Annotated in this window: 13 protein-coding genes; 9 read left to right on the top strand and 4 right to left on the bottom strand. The window is 65.0% G+C overall.

The features are described 5' to 3' along the window. The first annotated feature begins 57 nt into the window (after positions 1 to 57). Entirely contained in the window at positions 58 to 1,446 is a 1,389-nt protein-coding gene (locus tag RBJ75_RS21865) for an MFS transporter (RefSeq protein ID WP_044414500.1), read from the top strand. 184 nt (positions 1,447 to 1,630) lie between these two features. Here RBJ75_RS21865 and purH read toward each other — a convergent pair whose 3' ends face one another. Then, positions 1,631 to 3,223, bottom strand: coding sequence for a bifunctional phosphoribosylaminoimidazolecarboxamide formyltransferase/IMP cyclohydrolase (gene purH / locus RBJ75_RS21860; protein WP_044414501.1), 1,593 nt, complete (start codon positions 3,221 to 3,223; stop codon positions 1,631 to 1,633). 256 nt (positions 3,224 to 3,479) lie between these two features. On the opposite strand from purH, the gene RBJ75_RS21855 reads away from it, so the two are divergent. From RBJ75_RS21855 to RBJ75_RS21830, 6 genes are all read left to right on the top strand, one after another. Then, positions 3,480 to 4,070: a helix-turn-helix domain-containing protein gene (locus tag RBJ75_RS21855; RefSeq protein ID WP_234707463.1), complete on the top strand. Its 591-nt coding sequence runs from the start codon at positions 3,480 to 3,482 to the stop codon at positions 4,068 to 4,070. Between the two features lie 294 nt (positions 4,071 to 4,364). Next, a complete protein-coding gene (locus RBJ75_RS21850; RefSeq protein WP_044414502.1) occupies positions 4,365 to 5,672 on the top strand; it encodes an MFS transporter in 1,308 nt (435 codons plus the stop codon). An 86-nt stretch (positions 5,673 to 5,758) separates the two neighbouring features. Next, positions 5,759 to 6,310, top strand: coding sequence for a DJ-1/PfpI family protein (locus RBJ75_RS21845; protein ID WP_234707464.1), 552 nt, complete (start codon positions 5,759 to 5,761; stop codon positions 6,308 to 6,310). Positions 6,311 to 6,334: 24 nt separating this feature from the next. Then, a complete protein-coding gene (locus RBJ75_RS21840; protein WP_044414504.1) occupies positions 6,335 to 6,724 on the top strand; it encodes a RidA family protein in 390 nt (129 codons plus the stop codon). Positions 6,725 to 6,764: 40 nt separating this feature from the next. Then, the gene (locus RBJ75_RS21835; RefSeq protein ID WP_080901126.1) at positions 6,765 to 7,313 is read left to right on the top strand and encodes an MOSC domain-containing protein; all 549 of its coding nucleotides are present in this window, start codon (positions 6,765 to 6,767) and stop codon (positions 7,311 to 7,313) included. A gap of 122 nt (positions 7,314 to 7,435) precedes the next feature. Continuing rightward, on the top strand, positions 7,436 to 8,251 hold the full coding sequence (locus RBJ75_RS21830; RefSeq protein ID WP_317528533.1) for a PDR/VanB family oxidoreductase: 816 nt from the start codon (positions 7,436 to 7,438) through the stop codon (positions 8,249 to 8,251). 163 nt (positions 8,252 to 8,414) lie between these two features. On the opposite strand, the gene RBJ75_RS21825 is transcribed toward RBJ75_RS21830, so the two are convergent. Beyond that, on the bottom strand, positions 8,415 to 10,169 hold the full coding sequence (locus RBJ75_RS21825) for a heparinase II/III family protein (RefSeq protein ID WP_152647774.1): 1,755 nt from the start codon (positions 10,167 to 10,169) through the stop codon (positions 8,415 to 8,417). Positions 10,170 to 10,513: 344 nt separating this feature from the next. Next, the gene (locus RBJ75_RS21820; protein ID WP_044414105.1) at positions 10,514 to 11,869 is read right to left on the bottom strand and encodes an RsmB/NOP family class I SAM-dependent RNA methyltransferase; all 1,356 of its coding nucleotides are present in this window, start codon (positions 11,867 to 11,869) and stop codon (positions 10,514 to 10,516) included. A gap of 200 nt (positions 11,870 to 12,069) precedes the next feature. Here RBJ75_RS21820 and RBJ75_RS21815 point away from each other — a divergent pair, with 200 nt between their 5' ends. Together RBJ75_RS21815 and RBJ75_RS21810 are read left to right on the top strand one after the other, a co-directional pair. After that, positions 12,070 to 12,282 (top strand): DUF1674 domain-containing protein, encoded by a 213-nt coding sequence (locus RBJ75_RS21815; RefSeq protein WP_044414108.1) that lies wholly within the window; start codon positions 12,070 to 12,072, stop codon positions 12,280 to 12,282. Positions 12,283 to 12,367: 85 nt separating this feature from the next. After that, positions 12,368 to 12,949, top strand: a complete 582-nt coding sequence (locus RBJ75_RS21810) for a thermonuclease family protein (protein ID WP_080901108.1) — start codon at positions 12,368 to 12,370, stop codon at positions 12,947 to 12,949. A 76-nt stretch (positions 12,950 to 13,025) separates the two neighbouring features. Here RBJ75_RS21810 and RBJ75_RS21805 read toward each other — a convergent pair whose 3' ends face one another. After that, positions 13,026 to 15,725 (bottom strand): tetratricopeptide repeat protein, encoded by a 2,700-nt coding sequence (locus RBJ75_RS21805; protein ID WP_044414114.1) that lies wholly within the window; start codon positions 15,723 to 15,725, stop codon positions 13,026 to 13,028. Positions 15,726 to 15,728 lie beyond the last annotated feature (3 nt).

Genomic DNA, 15,728 nt, shown 5'->3' with positions numbered 1-15,728 from the left:
CGATGCTATATGGCTTTCGCAGCAATAGGCAAAATGCCCGCGGGCGAGGAAACACAGATGGCGTTATCGATCGCGGCCGACCTTCCCGCCGCCGTACCGATCAGCTATCCGCCGCGCCGCGCCGTGGTCGGCTGGATTCTGTTCGACTGGGCGGCGCAGCCTTATTTCACGCTGATCACCACTTTCATCTTCGCGCCCTATTTCGTCACCCATGTCGCAGCCGATCCGGCCACAGGCCAATCGATCTGGGGCTTCGCCACCGCCGCTAGCGGATTTGTGATCGCGCTGGCCTCGCCGGTGCTGGGCGCCATCGCCGACGCCAGCGGCCGGCGCAAGCCGTGGATCGCGGCGTTCGGCCTGCTGCTGGTGATCGGCGCCAGCCTGATGTGGTTCGGCCGGCCCGGCGATTCCAGCGCGGTGATGCCGCTGCTGATCGCCTTCGGCATCGCCACCATCGGGGTGGAATTCGCCACCGTGTTCAACAATGCGATGATGCCGAATCTGGTGCCGCCGCATCAGATCGGGCGATTGTCCGGCAACGGCTGGGCCACCGGCTATGTCGGCGGCATTCTGAGTTTGATTCTGGTGCTCGGCTTTCTCGCCGCGAGCCCCGAGACCGGCCGCACGCTGCTCGGTTTCACGCCGCTATTCGGGCTCGACCCGGCGACGCATCAGGGCGACCGCATCACCGGGCCGCTGACCGCGATCTGGTTTGCGATCTTCGTATTGCCGATGTTCGTGTTCACGCCGGATTTTCCGGCCAGGATGGCGCCCGGCGCGGCGGTGCGCGAAGGCTTGCGCGAGCTGCGCGAGACGCTGCGGCAGCTGCCGCAACATCGCGCGATGGCGACATTCCTGCTCGCCAACATGATCTACACCGACGGGCTGGTGTCGCTGTTCGCGTTCGGCGGCATCTATGCGGCCGGCACTTTCGGCTGGCAGACCACTCAGATCGGCAGTTTCGGCATCCTGCTGGCGATCGCCGCCACCTGCGGCGCCTATCTGGGCGGCAAGCTCGACGATGCGCTCGGCCCCAGACGGGTGATCGCCGGCAGCATGGTGCTGCTGCTGATTTCGATCACCGGCATCCTGCTGGTCGATCCCGGCCATATCGCCTTCATCGCGGTGACGCCGCCGCAGCAAGGCGGCGCGCTGTTCGCAGCGCCCGCCGAGCGGGCCTATCTGGTGCTGGGCTGCCTGATCGGCATCGCCGGCGGCCCGCTGCAGGCGGCGTCGCGCACGCTGCTGATCCACATGGCGCCGAAGGACCGCATCACGCAATATTTCGGCCTGTTCGCGCTGACCGGCAAGGTGACCTCGTTCATTGGCCCGCTGCTGATCGGCGCCATCACGGCGATCACCGCCAGCCAGAAGGCCGGCATGGCGGTGCTGGTGCTGTTCTTCCTCGCCGGTCTGGCACTGCTGGCAAGGGTGAAGAAGTCGTAGCTGCAAAGCCGCCCGCCTGGCACGGCGGCCGCTTCTCTTCCTTCTCCCCTTGTGGGAGAAGGTGACGCGGACGAAGTCCGCGTCGGATGAGGGGGAGCGCCGAGACGCGAGGCTTCACCCCTCACCCGGCTTCGCTTCGCGAAGCCACCCTCTCCCACAAGGGGAGAGGGGAAGACGGCATGGCTCAGTGCCGGAAATGCCGGATGCCGGTGAACACCATGGCGATGCCGGCCTCGTCGGCGGCCTTGATGACCTCGTCGTCGCGCACCGAACCGCCGGGCTGGATCACCGCGGTGGCGCCGGCCTCGATGCAGGCCAGCATGCCGTCGGCGAAGGGGAAGAACGCATCCGACGCCACCACCGAACCCTTGGTCATCGGCGCGGCGAGCTTCAACTCGCTTGCTGCATCCTGCGCCTTGCGCGCGGCGATGCGCGCCGAATCGACTCTGCTCATCTGGCCCGCGCCGATCCCGACGGTGGCAAGATCCTTGGCGTAGACGATGGTGTTGGATTTGACATGCTTGGCGACGCGGAAGGCGAATTTCAGGTCGCGCAGCTCGGCCTCGGTCGGCTGCCGCTTGGTGACCGCCTTTAGCGCCATATCGTCGACCACGGCGTTGTCGCGGCTTTGCACCAGCAAGCCGCCGGCGACGGTCTTGTAGGTCAGGCCCGCGGCGCGCGGGTCCGGCAGGCTGCCGACCAACAGCAGCCGCAGATTCTTCTTCGCCGCGACGATGGCGATGGCTTCATCGGCGGCGTCGGGCGCGATGATCACCTCGGTGAAGATCGCCGTGATGGCGCGGGCGGCTTCGGCGTCGAGCGTCTTGTTGAGCGCAACGATGCCGCCGAACGCCGAGGTCGAATCGCAGGCCAGTGCCTTGTGATAGGCATCGAGCAGGCTCGATCCCTCGGCGACGCCGCAGGGATTGGCGTGCTTGACGATGACGCAGGCATTGGTGCGCGCGGCGTCGAATTCGCCGATGCATTCATAGGCCGCGTCGGTGTCGTTGATATTGTTGTAGGACAGTTCCTTGCCCTGCAGCTGCCGCGCGGTGGCGACGCCGGGGCGCCGGTCCGGGGTGCGGTAGAACGCGGCGCTCTGATGCGGATTCTCGCCATAGCGCAGGCTCTGGATCAGCCGGCCGCCGATGGCGCGGAAATCCGGCGCCTCGGTTTGCAGCTGCAGCGCGAACCAGTTCGAGATCGCCGCGTCATAGGCCGCGGTGCGGGCATAGGCCTTGGCGGCGAGCTTTTTGCGCAAGGTCAGCGTGGTGGCGCCGTTATTGGACGCGAGCTCATCCAGCACCGCCTGATAATCCGACGATTCGACCACCACGGCGACGTCGTCATGGTTCTTGGCCGCGGCGCGGATCATCGCCGGGCCGCCGATGTCGATATTCTCGATGCAGTCCTCGTAACCGGCGCCCTTGTCGACGGTTTCCTCGAACGGGTAGAGGTTGACCACCAAGAGGTCGATCGGCGCGATGCCGTGATCGGCCATCGCCTTTTTGTGCTCGGCATTGGCGCGGATCGCCAGCAACCCGCCATGGACCTTGGGGTGCAGGGTCTTGACCCGCCCATCCATCATTTCCGGAAAGCCGGTGAGGTCGGACACGTCCTTGACCGCGAGCCCGGCCGCAGCGATCGCCTTGGCGGTGCCGCCGGTGGAGACCAGTTCGACGCCACGGCCGGCCAGCGCGCGGGCAAAATCGATCAGCCCGGATTTATCGGAAACGGACAACAGAGCGCGGGTCACGCGGCGCGGATGGTCGGTCATGAATCTGGATCCTTCGTGCAGGGCCGCGGGCTAGCATGGATTGCCAGTCCAGGGAACTGTCGAGATGGACCTGTCGAGATCGCCGACGCCACGGTCCCCGAAGCTGGTCGATGCGACGAAGCCCGCAACAGGCCGGTGACCAATGGGCTGCCCGAGGCTCGCGCCGCGACCTCACGCGCGATAGCGTCGGCGCTGCGCAATTGCACGAGCGTCGGCAATTCGCTAAGGGATTCCGTTGAAAAACATAGGGATTTCCGTGACCACTGAGAGCACCTCGGACAAGTTTCAGCTATCGGTGCTGGCCGACGAAATTCGTCAATTTCGCAAGAAGAACCATTTCTCCCTGGAGATGCTGGCCGACGCATCAGGCGTGAGCCGGTCCATGATCTCCAAGATCGAGCGCTGCGAGACAGTTCCGTCGACCGTCATCCTGTCGAAGCTTGCCGAGGCGCTGGGGGTGACGTTCTCCCAGCTGATGGCACCCGCCGTCGAGCGTGAGATCGTTCATATCCCCGCGGCCCGGCAACCGGTGTTGCGGGACGACGAAACCGGCTTTCTGCGTCGCTGCATCTCGCCGGTACTGCCCGGTCGGGGAATCGATTGGGTGCTCAACACACTGCCACCGGAAGCCGAAACCGGAACCTTTGTGGCGCATCGGCGGGGCGTCGAAGAATACATCTATGTCCTGCGCGGCCGCATGCGGGTCACCGTGGGCGATCAGCGGGTGATCCTCAATCAGGGAGATTCGCTCTACTTTCAGGCGGATGCCGACCATTCGTTTTTGAATCTCGGCAGAACCCCGTGCGACTATTTTCTCGTGATCGACACTTCGAAGATGCGATTCTAATCCCTTCGAGTGGAAAATTTTCCCCGATAGAGGCTTCCTCACGGGAAGCTGACGAAAGCAGCCTGTTGACTGCGGTGGGGCCGGTCGAGTCGACCCGGCTTCCGGCCGCGAGTCGAAGGCTACATGCGCCTTTTTTAGCCGCGTTCGATGCAAAACCAATCACTCCGTCGCAATTCCCGCGGTGCGGCGCTGATTTTCGCCGCCGGTATCCTGGCACAGCGCTTGCATCCACTCGGTGGAAAAGCTTCCTCTAAAGGGGAATTTCTCCCCTAGCTTTTGGGCCAGGAGTTGGAAATGAGCATAGCCGCGACCATGCCTGACACGCGAAGCGCAGGCTCGAAGATGCGATCGATCGTATTGGCGAGCAGCATCGGCACCATCATCGAGTGGTACGACTTCCTGATCTATGCGACCGCCGCGGCGCTGGTGTTCAACAAGACCTTCTTTCCGACGATCGATCCGCTGACCGGCACGCTCGCGGCGCTCGGCAGCTACGCGGTCGGCTTTCTCGCCCGGCCTCTCGGTGGCGCGCTGTTCGGTCACTTCGGCGACCGCCTCGGCCGCAAGTCGATGCTGGTGGCCACCATGTTCATCATGGGGCTCAGCACATTCTGCATCGGGCTGCTTCCCAATTACGAAACGATCGGCGTGCTGGCGCCGATCCTGCTTATTCTGCTGCGAATCATTCAAGGCATCGGCCTTGGCGGCGAGTGGGGCGGCGCTTCGATCATGGTGATCGAGCATGCGCCGGCGGACAAGCGCGGGTTCTACGGCGCCTTCGTGCAGATCGGATTTCCGATCGGCCTGGTTCTGGCGGCGCTGGTATTCGCGCTGGTGACGAAGCTTCCCGAGGCCGATTTCCAGGCCTGGGGATGGCGTGTGCCGTTCCTGGTGAGCATTGTTCTCCTGGCGCTCGGCACCTTCATCCGATCCAAGATCCCGGAAACGCCGGTTTTCGAACGGATGAAGGAGACCCGTTCCTTCTCGAACAATCCGATCGGCGAGGCCGTCGGCAAGAATTTCAGGACGTTCCTGATCGCCGTGGGCCTGAAACTGTCGGAGGTGTCCTGGGTCTACATGCTGACCGTCTTCGTGGTGGTGTACGCCACCACCAAGCTGGCGCTGCCGAAGCAGTTGCTGCTCGATGCCGTGCTGTATGCGGCGCTGTTCGAGTTAATCACGCTGCCGCTGTTCGGCTATCTGTCCGACAAGGTGGGGCGGCGTCCGTTCTTCATCCTGGGGGCGATCTTCACCATTGTCTTCGCGTTCCCGTTGTTCTGGATGCTGGAAACCAAAAGCGTTGCCATGGTCATGACGGCGATCATCATCGCGATGAACTTCGGCCACGGCATGATGTTCAGCCTGGAATCGACCTATTTTCCTGAACTGTTCGGGCCGCGTGTCCGCTACAGCGGCGCGTCGTTCGGATTCCAAGTGTCGGCGGCGGTCGGCGGCGGCTTTTCGCCGATCATCGCCACGGCGCTCGTCGGCTATTTCGGCGGCACAACGGGCGTCTCGGTGATGATGATCGGAATCGCGCTGATCACGCTGTGGGCTGCGCTTGCAGCCCGGGAAACCAACAACGAAGCCCTGATCGGCTGACGAAAGACCGGTTCGACATGCTGTTTGGAATATTCATCTATGACGGTGTTGAACCGATCGACCTCGCGACATTCGGCGTGCTGTCCATGGCACGCCGGATCGCCCCGCAGATCCGCATCTGTACCATCGCGCCGAAGCCCGGCCTGGTGCGATTGTCCAACGGGCTCGACGTCGTTGCGCAGTTCGGAATCGACGATGCGCCGGCCTGCGACATCGTGATCGTCACGGGCGGGCCGGGCTGGGAGGAACAAACGCGATGCCCACCGACCCTCGATTACATTCGGCAGCTTCACGCCACCGCCAGGGTCGCGTCCGTCTGCACCGGAGCGATGATTCTCGCGGCCAGCGGCGTGCTCGACAACGCCGCAGCGACGACCAAGCGGGCTGTGGTTCCTCCCGAGATCTCGCCGCTTGACCGGATGCGCGCCATGCATTCGAACATCGACGTCGTCGAACAGCCGGTCGTCGATACGGGCAGCATCGTGACCGGGGGCGGCGTTTCGCTCTGCATCGACACCACGCTGCACCTGCTGGAAAAGATGCTCGGAAAGAATGTTGCGGACGAGACCGCCCGCATTCTGGAATATCAACGTGCCCGGAAGGCCAATGCGGACAGCATGGCCTTTCGCGCCCGATAGTTTCACCACCCAACCGGAGATATTATGTCGACCAAATCCATCGTCAGCACCGACAAGGCCGCGCCAGCAGTCGGTCCCTATTCCCAGGCCACCCGCACCGATCAGCTCGTTTTCGCCTCCGGGCAATTGCCGATCGATCCGGCCTCAGGCAACATTCCCGACGGCATCAAGCAGCAGACGCGACAGTCGCTGGCGAATCTCTCAGCCGTGCTGCAGGCCGGTGGCGCGTCGTTCGAAAGCGTTCTCAAGACCACCGTGTTTCTCAAGGACATGAACGACTTTGCTGCGATGAACGCGATCTATGCCGAATTCTTCAAGGACGGCCCGCCTGCCCGGTCGACCGTCGAGGTGGCACGCCTGCCGAAGGACGCGCTGGTCGAAGTCGAGGCCATCGCGTTGCGCACGAAAGGATAATGCAGTGGACGCCCCCTCCCCCCAACAACCGCCGCCCCGGATGATCGAGGCGTTCGACCACCCCGCCGGATCACTGGCCGCGAGCAAGCCCGGCGGCGCAACCCGATGGCAAGGCCGGCTGCTTCACATCCATATTGCGCCCAGCGCCAGCTACGAGATGGAGGAACTGTCCGAGGCCGAATGCATCGCCGGCCGTGGCATCGTCGGTGACCGCTATTACAACGGCGCCGGCACCTACTCGCCGAAGCCCGACGTGCGGGAAGTGACGCTGATCGAACAGGAAGCGCTGGATGCCCTGGCGCGCAACGATCCGCCGCTGCAGGACGGGCCGATCACGCTGCAGCCGCGCGATCACCGGAGAAATCTCACCGTCACCGGCGTGCCGCTCAATCATCTGGTCGGGCGTCGGTTTCGGGTGGGAGAGGTGATCCTGCGCGGCGGCCGGCTGAATTTCCCCTGCAAGTATCTGGAGGAACTGCTGGGCATGCCGCTGTTTCTTCCCTTGTACAACCGCTCCGGACTGAACTGCGGCATCGAACGCGGCGGCGTCATCCGGCCCGGCGACGTCATCGAGATGCTCGATCAATGACCGCACGCTTGATCATGAAGCTCCGCGTCGCCACGGCGCGGTTCACCACGCCGGAGGTTCTGCGACTGGAGCTGGTTCACCCGCTCCGGCCGTCGCTTCCGGGCTGGTCCGCCGGGGCCCATGTGGATCTGCGGCTGCCGGATGGGCGGGTGCGGCAGTATTCGCTGTGCGGCGATCCGGATGATACGTCCAAATACGTCATCGCCATCAAGCGGGAGGCCGCCGGCCGCGGCGGGTCGAACTGGGCGCACGACACTCTCGGCGCGGGCAGCGAGTTGCACGTCTCTGCTCCGCGCAACAATTTCCCGCTCGACCCCGACGGCGACGACTACGTCCTGATCGCCGGAGGGATCGGCATCACACCGCTGATTTCGATGGCACGCATGCTGCAGCGCCGGGGCAAGACATTCACCCTGCACGACTGCGCGCGCTCCGCCGCGGAGGCGCCGCTGCTCGACGAACTCGAGGACCTTTGCGGACCGAGCCTGCAATGCTGGTTCTCGCGCGGCGGCACACGCTTCGACCCCGCGATCGTCGGCCCATATCAGCCCGGCCGGCAGATCTACATCTGCGGCCCGCAGCGCCTGTTGGATGCCGCTCAGGCGCGGTTGAGCGATTGGCCGGAAGATCACGTCCACGGCGAAGTCTTCCAGATGACGGTGGACGAGAATTTCAAGCCAGAACCGTTCGAGGCGACCATTCGATCGACCGGCCAAAGGCTGCTGGTTCCGGCCGACAAGTCATTGCTCACCGTCTTGCGCGAGAACGGGTTTATCATGCCGTCGTCCTGCGAGTTGGGCATATGCGGATCCTGCGAGTGCGGCTATCGCGATGGCATCGTGCTGCATCGTGACAAGGTTCTGCCGACGTCGAAACGCCAGGACCGACTCATGCTCTGCGTCTCGCGCGCGCGGGTCGGCCTCACCCTGGATCTCTAGATCTATCCCGGTTCTGATGGAATCAGAACCGGGGCTCCAGCTTCCTGTGTTGGCGCGTCTGGTCACGCGAACCGGCACCCGCTTCGCTTAAAAACGCTCAAAGTATCGAGCGCGGGACCGATCGGCGCCGCCGAGTGATCGCCGTGGCGCGAGGCTTCCGCCGCTACAGCGGCAATTCCGGCTGGCTGCGGGCATCGCGGCGGGCGGAGGTGGCGGTGGCCGAGCTGCTGGAGCGGACGAAACTCCAGCGCACGCTGGAGGCCTGGGTCGAATTCTGCCGGATCACGATCTGGGCGGTGCGGCGCGGGCCTTCATTGCCGGCCAGGAACACGCTGTCCTCGAGATCGACCTTGTCGTCGAGCGCCTCGAAGGTCCAGACGTCGCGGTTCGGCAGCACCAGCATCACGCCGCGGGCGTCGCTGAGCCGGCTCGCCTTGACCGAGGGGTGCAGATGAAACCGCACCGCATAATCGGTATTCGTCCCCCTGATCTTGGCGCCCGGCGCCGGCGACAGCGAGTCCTCGCCGTCGAGCCGTGTGCCGTCATGCGCCACCATCAGCAGCCGGCGATGCATGACGCCGAAGCGATCAAGATAGCCGTCATGCGCGGTCGTCAGCATCACCCCATTGGCGACGACCTCGCGAAAATTCTCGACATTGCGCGGCCCGCTGACCACCGGGGAGCCTTTCAGGAATCGCTTCACGCCGGCGCGCTCGACGAACTGGCACGACGAGGTCTCGTGATAGGTCACGGTGGAATGCGCCGCGGTGCTGCGCGCGAAGACGCGCCAATTCTCGCGGCCGGTCGACGGCATGCCGCAATTGATCACGATCCGCGCCAGGCCGGAGGACAATTCGAACGCCAGGCATCCGGCATGGGCCTCGTTGCTGAGATTGGGCGGGGGCGGCGCGCCGGTATCGACGATCACCGTCATGGTGCCGGCATCGATGCGCTGGTAGCCGGTATGCGGCATGCTCGACATCGGGCTGCCATGGGTGTCGTCATAGGCCAGCAGCGTCGCCAGCAGGTCGGACGGCGCGCTGCTCATGCCGTTGAACAGCGCGAAACTGCCGTCGCCATGGCGGAAGAACCGCAGCATCGGCATCATCCGGTCGATCGCGTTGAGTAGCGCCGGCGGCGGCGCGATATTGCGCGCCGCAAAGGTCTGCCGCAGCGGCAACAGGTCGATCAGCAATTCGATCAGCGCGCCGGGGTTGCGCGAGATATGGCCGCCATCAGGCAGGATCTGGCGCTGCAATTCGTCGGACAGTTTGCGGGTCGCGGTGCGGATATTGCGGGCCTGGTTGGCGAGGCACAGCGAGGCGTAGCACGACGCGATCAGAACCTGCAGTCGCGGCACGCCGTCGGCAATATCCAGCATCGGGTTGCGCAGATAGCGGACCTCGCGGGTCAGCCCGCGCAGATAGCGTCGGTAGAATTTTCCATCGGTGTCGCTGAGCACCAGGGGGGCTTGCGACAACAGCGAGATCACCCTGCGCGCCAGCACGTCCGGACGCCGGCCGACCAGCCGGTTCCGCGCCATATTGGACAGCCAGTCATCGACCAGCGAACGGGCATTGGCGCGGGTGATCGCGGTATCGGCGGCGCGCAGATGGCGCAGCCAGCCGAAGCCGAGCAGCGCGACCTCCCATTCCTCCGACGGCGGCTCCAGGTCGAAAATCGACCGGCCATGGCAGGTGACGATCTTACCGGCGAACACGAAGCGACCGGCATAGATTTCGGCGGCGCGGGTGGCGTCGGCGGTGCGCAGATCATGCGGCGCGATGATCAACCGATCGGTGCGCCCCGGCCACAGCCGCGACAGCGACACCGAGCCGCCGGTCGCACGCGCCATCACGCTCCGCGCGAAGCGGCTTATGAGGAGCGACGAGATGCGTCTGCGATGAGCGACCGACACGCGCGCTAATGCCCCGGATCCAAAGTTCGCGTCACGTCTGCGATATCCTCTGTTGCGAACTTCGAATTCAAAAGGATTCGACACCTTCTCGACCCAGCCGTTTCGACCCAAACTTTCGTGTGGCGTAGCCTCTGCGAAGAGGTGACGCTCTGAATCAAAGCAACCGTCAATTTACCGAAAATTCGTTGCGATTCCTTTTAGTCCGGAATTCCGGCCGGCACACCCCGTCGATCGCAATCCAGCGTAATATCGGTAGCCGGTTCCGCTCGGCAGCCACAAACCACGACGCAAACCGAGCCGGCGCCCCCGCCGCTGGGCCTTCGCCGATCGAATCTATCTTTGTTTTACAAGGACTTGGTGAGTCTGGAGGCAAAAAATCCATCGAAGCCGCCGAGCCGCGGGTCGGCATGCGGCAGGTGGCAGGGCAGCGTGCGCAGATCGCCGTCCGGGGTGATGATGTCGGTAAGGCCGGCGACTTCGGCGGCGTCGATCGGGACGCGCCGCATGCTGGCGTCCGCCGCCAACAGCGCCGCGATGGCCTGCTCGCCCTCCTCGGGTTCCAGCGAACAGGTGCAATAGACCAGGGTTCCGCCCGGCTTCAGCAGCGACGCCGCCTTTTGCAGCAGCCGCCGCTGTAACGCCGACAACGCCCCGATATCGTCCTCACGCTTGAGCCACGCCACATCCGGATGCCGCCTGATGGTACCGGTGGAGGCGCAGGGCGCATCGATCAACACGCAGTCAAACCCGGCATCGCCCTGCTCGCTTTGCCACTCGGTGGCATCGGCGACCGCGGTGCGCACCTCGAGCGACAGCCGCGCCAGGTTTTCGCGCAACCGCGCCACCCGATTCGGCGAGCGGTCGATCGCGGTGACGTCGGCGCCGGCCTGTGCGAGCTGCGCGGTCTTGCCGCCCGGCGCGGCGCAGAGATCGACGATGGTCTTGCCTTTGAGGTTGCCGAACAATTGGGCCGGCAAGGCGGCGGCGGCGTCCTGCACCCACCATTGACCATCCTCGAAGCCCGGCAGCATGGTGATCGGGCCTTGCAGCAGAGTGCGCACGGTTCCGGTCGGCAGCACTTCGCCATGCAGCCGCGCCGCCCATGCGTGGGCTTCCGACTTCACCGTCAGATCCAGCGAGGGCTCGACGCTGAGCGCCAGCGCGATCGCCCGCGCGGTGGTCTCGCCATAATGCGTGGTCCAGCGCGCCATCAGCCATGGCGGCACGTCGAGCGTCTGCGCCTGCACTTCGTCGATCAGTGGCTGGCCTTCGCGCGCGCAGCGGCGCAGCACGGCATTGACCAGGCCGGCATATTTGGCGGCGCGGCGGTCCGATTGCACCAGCCGCACCGACAGGTCGACCGCCGCATGATCGGGCACATCCATCCACAGGATCTGCGCGGCGCCGATCAACAAAGCACTTTGCGCCCGCGGCGCGTCGGTCGGCACGCCACGATCGAGCAGCCGCGACAGCACATGGCCCAGCGTTCCCAGCCGCCGCAGGATGGTGGCGACCAGCCGGCGCATCAAGGCGCGGTCGCGATCCGACAGAGTCTTCAGCCCGGGATGCGCGCCCGAGCCTTCGAGCTGGTCGTCCAAGGTCCGGCGCTTGTGCAAAACACCGTCAAGAATATCGGCGGCGATTCGGCGCGCGGCGAGGCCGGGCACCTCGGGGGGCAAGGCGAATCTTTGAGCTGGCATGAGGTGAGAGTATCACAACTGAAAGGATGTTGATTGGTGCGCCGCCAATCGTCGCGGCATCCCTATTGGTGACATGCGAATATGCCAAATGTAAGAATCGCTGACCACGTTCCATCGTACTCGCAGCGAGCGTGCATCACCGGCTGCGATCGGTGCCAAGCCAATTCATGATACGTCAATTCGTGACTGGAATTTCGACCATGACAAATGATCCGTCGCCGCTTCCTCGCCCCGAACCCTCGCGCAAGCCGCTGCCCGAAGCCGCCAAGCGCGCGCTCGCCGAGGCCGAGGCGCGCCGCGCCGAGGCCGCCAAGCATGAGGCGTCGCGCGCCATGGAATTCCAGGGACCAAAGGGGCCGGAGCCGACCCGCTATGGCGATTGGGAGACCAAGGGCATTGCGTCGGACTTTTGAGCTTCGGCGAAACAGGCACGCGCACTACAACCTGTGATTGCAATTAGGGCTTGCGCCGCGTCGCGACTCAGGTTATATTAGGAATATGTACCCATATTCCAGAACAAACGCGGCACGCGCCCCCTATCGTCCCTGGCGAGGGCGATGGGCGGCGGCGCTGCCCTGGGTGTTCGTTGTGGGCGTGGCGGCCGGGACCATGCTGCCGGCACGGCACTGGCCGGATTGGCGCGGCGCGCTGACCGGCACGGCGCACCCCTCCCGATCCGCCGATGACAGCGACGCGATCTGGCGGCGCGCGGGAAATCCGGGCATCCGCCATCCGGTCGAGGTACTGCGCACCATCGACGGCGACACCTTCGAGGCCCGGGTGCATTTGTGGCCCGGTCTCGACATGACGACGCGGGTGCGGCTGCGCGGCATCGATGCGCCGGAATTGAAGGCGCATTGCGCGCGCGAATTGCAGGGAGCGGAGGCGGCCAGCGCGGCGCTGCGCGGCCTGCTCGATCAGGGCGAGGTGACGATCTTCAATATCGGCCCCGACAAATATCAGGGCCGCGTCGTCGCCGACGCCGCCACCAAGCAGACGCCGAATGTCTCCGACGCCCTGCTGGCCGGCGGCTTCGCCCGCGCCTATCACGGCGGCCATCGCGACGGCTGGTGCCGCTAGTCTGGTCGCGGCACATGACAACTGGATTATAGAGGCGGGCAATGACCGCCGTCTTCTAGCCGTGCCGCCCTCTTGCCTACCTCCTGCTCGGTCGTTTCGCCCGGGGTTTTCGCCGACGCGGCTCCGACTGCTTTGCGCTGTCCGGCGGAAACACCACCATTAATGTCGTCGCGAGGTCGGGATCGAGCCGCGCTAGCGCCGCGGAGTCTCGACCACCCGCATGATAGGCCGCCGCAGCCGCCAGCAGCGAGGTGGCACGGACCGGAACCGACGCATGCGCGGCGAGAATATCGGCGATCTCACTCAGAAACGCGGCCTCCGCGACCGCTGTCGTGATCGCTTCAGCCGAGGCTGCGAGTATCGCTGACCAAAGCCCGGCCGGGCGCGGATCGGATGCGGCCTCGATCGCCTGGGCCAGCGCGGAAACGACGTGGCGCGCCATCGTCAGGGCGTCTTCTCGTTCGCCGTTTAGCAGCGCCCGTGCGACGACGCCCCCCGAATGGCCAATGAAAACCGATGATTGATTAATCGTCTCAGCCACAACGGGACGGCTTGCCAACATGGCGATGAGCCTCGGCCAGCTCGACGTCCGGGTAGCAACATCCGCGATATCATCAAAGTACAAGCCTGGATCGTCGGCGTCGCCACCCTCAATCACGTACTCGTAGGATCGGTAGGCGAGATCAATGTCAGCATCACCCGGCCTCATCTGGAGAAGGGTTCGTGCGACGGCAAGCGAGAGCTCGCGATCCGAGACCTTCTCCGCGAGTGCCGCTGCTTCGCGGGCGATGGCAATCGCCTCGTCGCGGCGCCCGAGTTGCATCAAATTCCATGCCGCTTCTAGGAGTGCCCCTGCCTGCTCGCGACTATCACCGGCACTCTCGGCCTTCGCCGCTGCCTCGCGCGCGGTGGCGAGCGCCTCGTCGTGACGACCGAGTCCCTCAAGGCTCCATGCCGCGAACCGGAGTGCCCTAGCCTGCTCGCCAATATCACCGGCGCTATCGGCCTTCGCGGCAGCTTGGCGCGCGGTCGCAATCGCTTCGTCGTGGCGCCCGAGGCGCCCAAGGTTCCATGCCGCATGCCGGAGTGTCTCAGCCTGCTCGCGATTGTCACCGGCGCTCTCGGCCTTGACCACAGCTTCGCGCGCAGCAGTAAGCGCCTCGTCGTGGCGCCCGAGTTGCCCAAGGTTCCATGCCGCATGCCGGAGTGCCGCAGCCTGCTCGCGAATATCACCGGCGCTCTCGGCCTTGACCGCCGCCTCACGCGCGGTGGCGAGCGCCTCGTCGTGGCGCCCGAGTTCCCCGAGGGTCCAGGCGCGACGCTGTAGTGCCCTGGCTTGTTTCGCCGTGTCAGGCGTTGCTGTCGCCAAGGCAAGGGCTTGGTCCAAAATCGCCAATCCCTCCGAATAGCGCGCCGCGTCGGCCGCGCTTCTAAAAGCCGTGATCAGTTCTGCAAACTCGTCGGCTTTGTCGATCGTCGTTTCGTCGCGAGCACGTCTCTCCACTCGCGATTGATCCGCCGCCCACAATCGCTCGAACACCTGCGCCTCGCGCGCCAAGCCCCGCGCAGCCAGCTTGGCAGCCTCGCGCTTTTTTTCCTCGGGCGAATAGATCACCGCCAGCAGATCCACCAGCGCTTCGAGCGGGCAGGTCTCCAGCCCGTGGCTGAGGATGCGCTTGCGGTAATAGTGCGCGAAGACGCGGTCGGTGACGCGCAGCAGAACTTCGGCGCTATCGGGGGCTTTGGCGCCGGTCACCAGCAGGTCTTTCTTCAATTCGTCGAGCGCCGCGGCGATCGCCGGCTGGCTCGGCGCGCCGACCCGTCGTGCCAGCTCGGTCGCCGAACAGTTCTCGCCACCGCGCAGTAACGCATCGAGCAGCGCTTGCGAGCGCGAGGGCAGCACCTCGATGCGCTCCTTGTAGTAGGGCGTCAGTTCGTCGACCAGTTTCTCCAGCAGATCCGCCGCGCCCAACGGGTCGTCTTCCAACAGGGCTTCGCCGATCAGCGTCGCCAGCCGCGGCGTGCCGCCGATGAAAGTCGCAACAGCCTTTGCTCGCGCGGCCTGGGTCTCGGTCAGCGGGGCCTTGCCGGCAGCCGCCCGCTGCGACCGAAAGAACGCCAGCGATTGGTCGATCGTCCACGGCTCGAACGACATCTCTTCGAATGCTTTGAACAACGGGCGATCGTAGTCGCGGTCGAATGCGCCGCGGGCGCTGGCGGCGATCAGCATCAGGCGATTGCCGCGTCGGGTCAGCCATTCGCGCAGCCGCGCCGCCTGCACCGGCTTGGCGAACGCCTTCTTCAGCAGAAGGTCGAAATTCTCCACCGCTGCCACCAGCAATCCAGGCTTCCCGCCGAATCGCTCGGCAATGGCGGCATCGAGCCAGGCCACTTCGTGGTCCCATGACTGTCCATCGTCCTCCACCCAACTGACACCGATCGTATCGGCGGGCAGGCCAAGAAAGGTGCGGCGGATTTCGGCCAGCAGGGTCTCCGGCTCCTTCACATGCGGGAGTTCTTCCGGCAGCAACGCCATCGCGACCGGGAGGCCTTCAGCGCGGGCCAACTGATCGAGCTCGACCTCCACGTAGCGCAGAAAGAAGCTCTTGCCATAGCCGCGCGGCGCGCTGACGATGACATGCTGAGGCGTCGGTGCGTCCAGATTGGCACGGACGATGGAGACAATTCGGCCGAGCGGGTCTTCGCGGCCGGTGACGACGCCGCGGACCGTGCCCGCGGAAAGTTCGTGCGGATTGAAAGCCTTCAGGAATGCCACGCC

This window comes from Rhodopseudomonas sp. BAL398 (assembly GCF_033001325.1).
Taxonomy (GTDB): Bacteria; Pseudomonadota; Alphaproteobacteria; order Rhizobiales; family Xanthobacteraceae; genus JARJEH01.
The sequence above is the reverse complement of the archived record's forward strand: the minus strand, read 5'-3'. Positions and strand labels throughout refer to the sequence as shown.

Excerpts from the sequence above, each read along its gene's own strand:
- RBJ75_RS21865 (WP_044414500.1), top strand. The coding sequence starts at position 58 with ATGGCGTTATCGATCGCGGCCGACCTTCCCGCCGCCGTACCGATCAGC.
- purH (WP_044414501.1), bottom strand. The coding sequence starts at position 3,223 with ATGACCGACCATCCGCGCCGCGTGACCCGCGCTCTGTTGTCCGTTTCC.
- RBJ75_RS21850 (WP_044414502.1), top strand. The coding sequence starts at position 4,365 with ATGAGCATAGCCGCGACCATGCCTGACACGCGAAGCGCAGGCTCGAAG.
- RBJ75_RS21845 (WP_234707464.1), top strand. The coding sequence starts at position 5,759 with ATGGCACGCCGGATCGCCCCGCAGATCCGCATCTGTACCATCGCGCCG.
- RBJ75_RS21840 (WP_044414504.1), top strand. The coding sequence starts at position 6,335 with ATGTCGACCAAATCCATCGTCAGCACCGACAAGGCCGCGCCAGCAGTC.
- RBJ75_RS21835 (WP_080901126.1), top strand. The coding sequence starts at position 6,765 with ATGATCGAGGCGTTCGACCACCCCGCCGGATCACTGGCCGCGAGCAAG.
- RBJ75_RS21820 (WP_044414105.1), bottom strand. The coding sequence starts at position 11,869 with ATGCCAGCTCAAAGATTCGCCTTGCCCCCCGAGGTGCCCGGCCTCGCC.
- RBJ75_RS21815 (WP_044414108.1), top strand. The coding sequence starts at position 12,070 with ATGACAAATGATCCGTCGCCGCTTCCTCGCCCCGAACCCTCGCGCAAG.
- RBJ75_RS21810 (WP_080901108.1), top strand. The coding sequence starts at position 12,368 with ATGTACCCATATTCCAGAACAAACGCGGCACGCGCCCCCTATCGTCCC.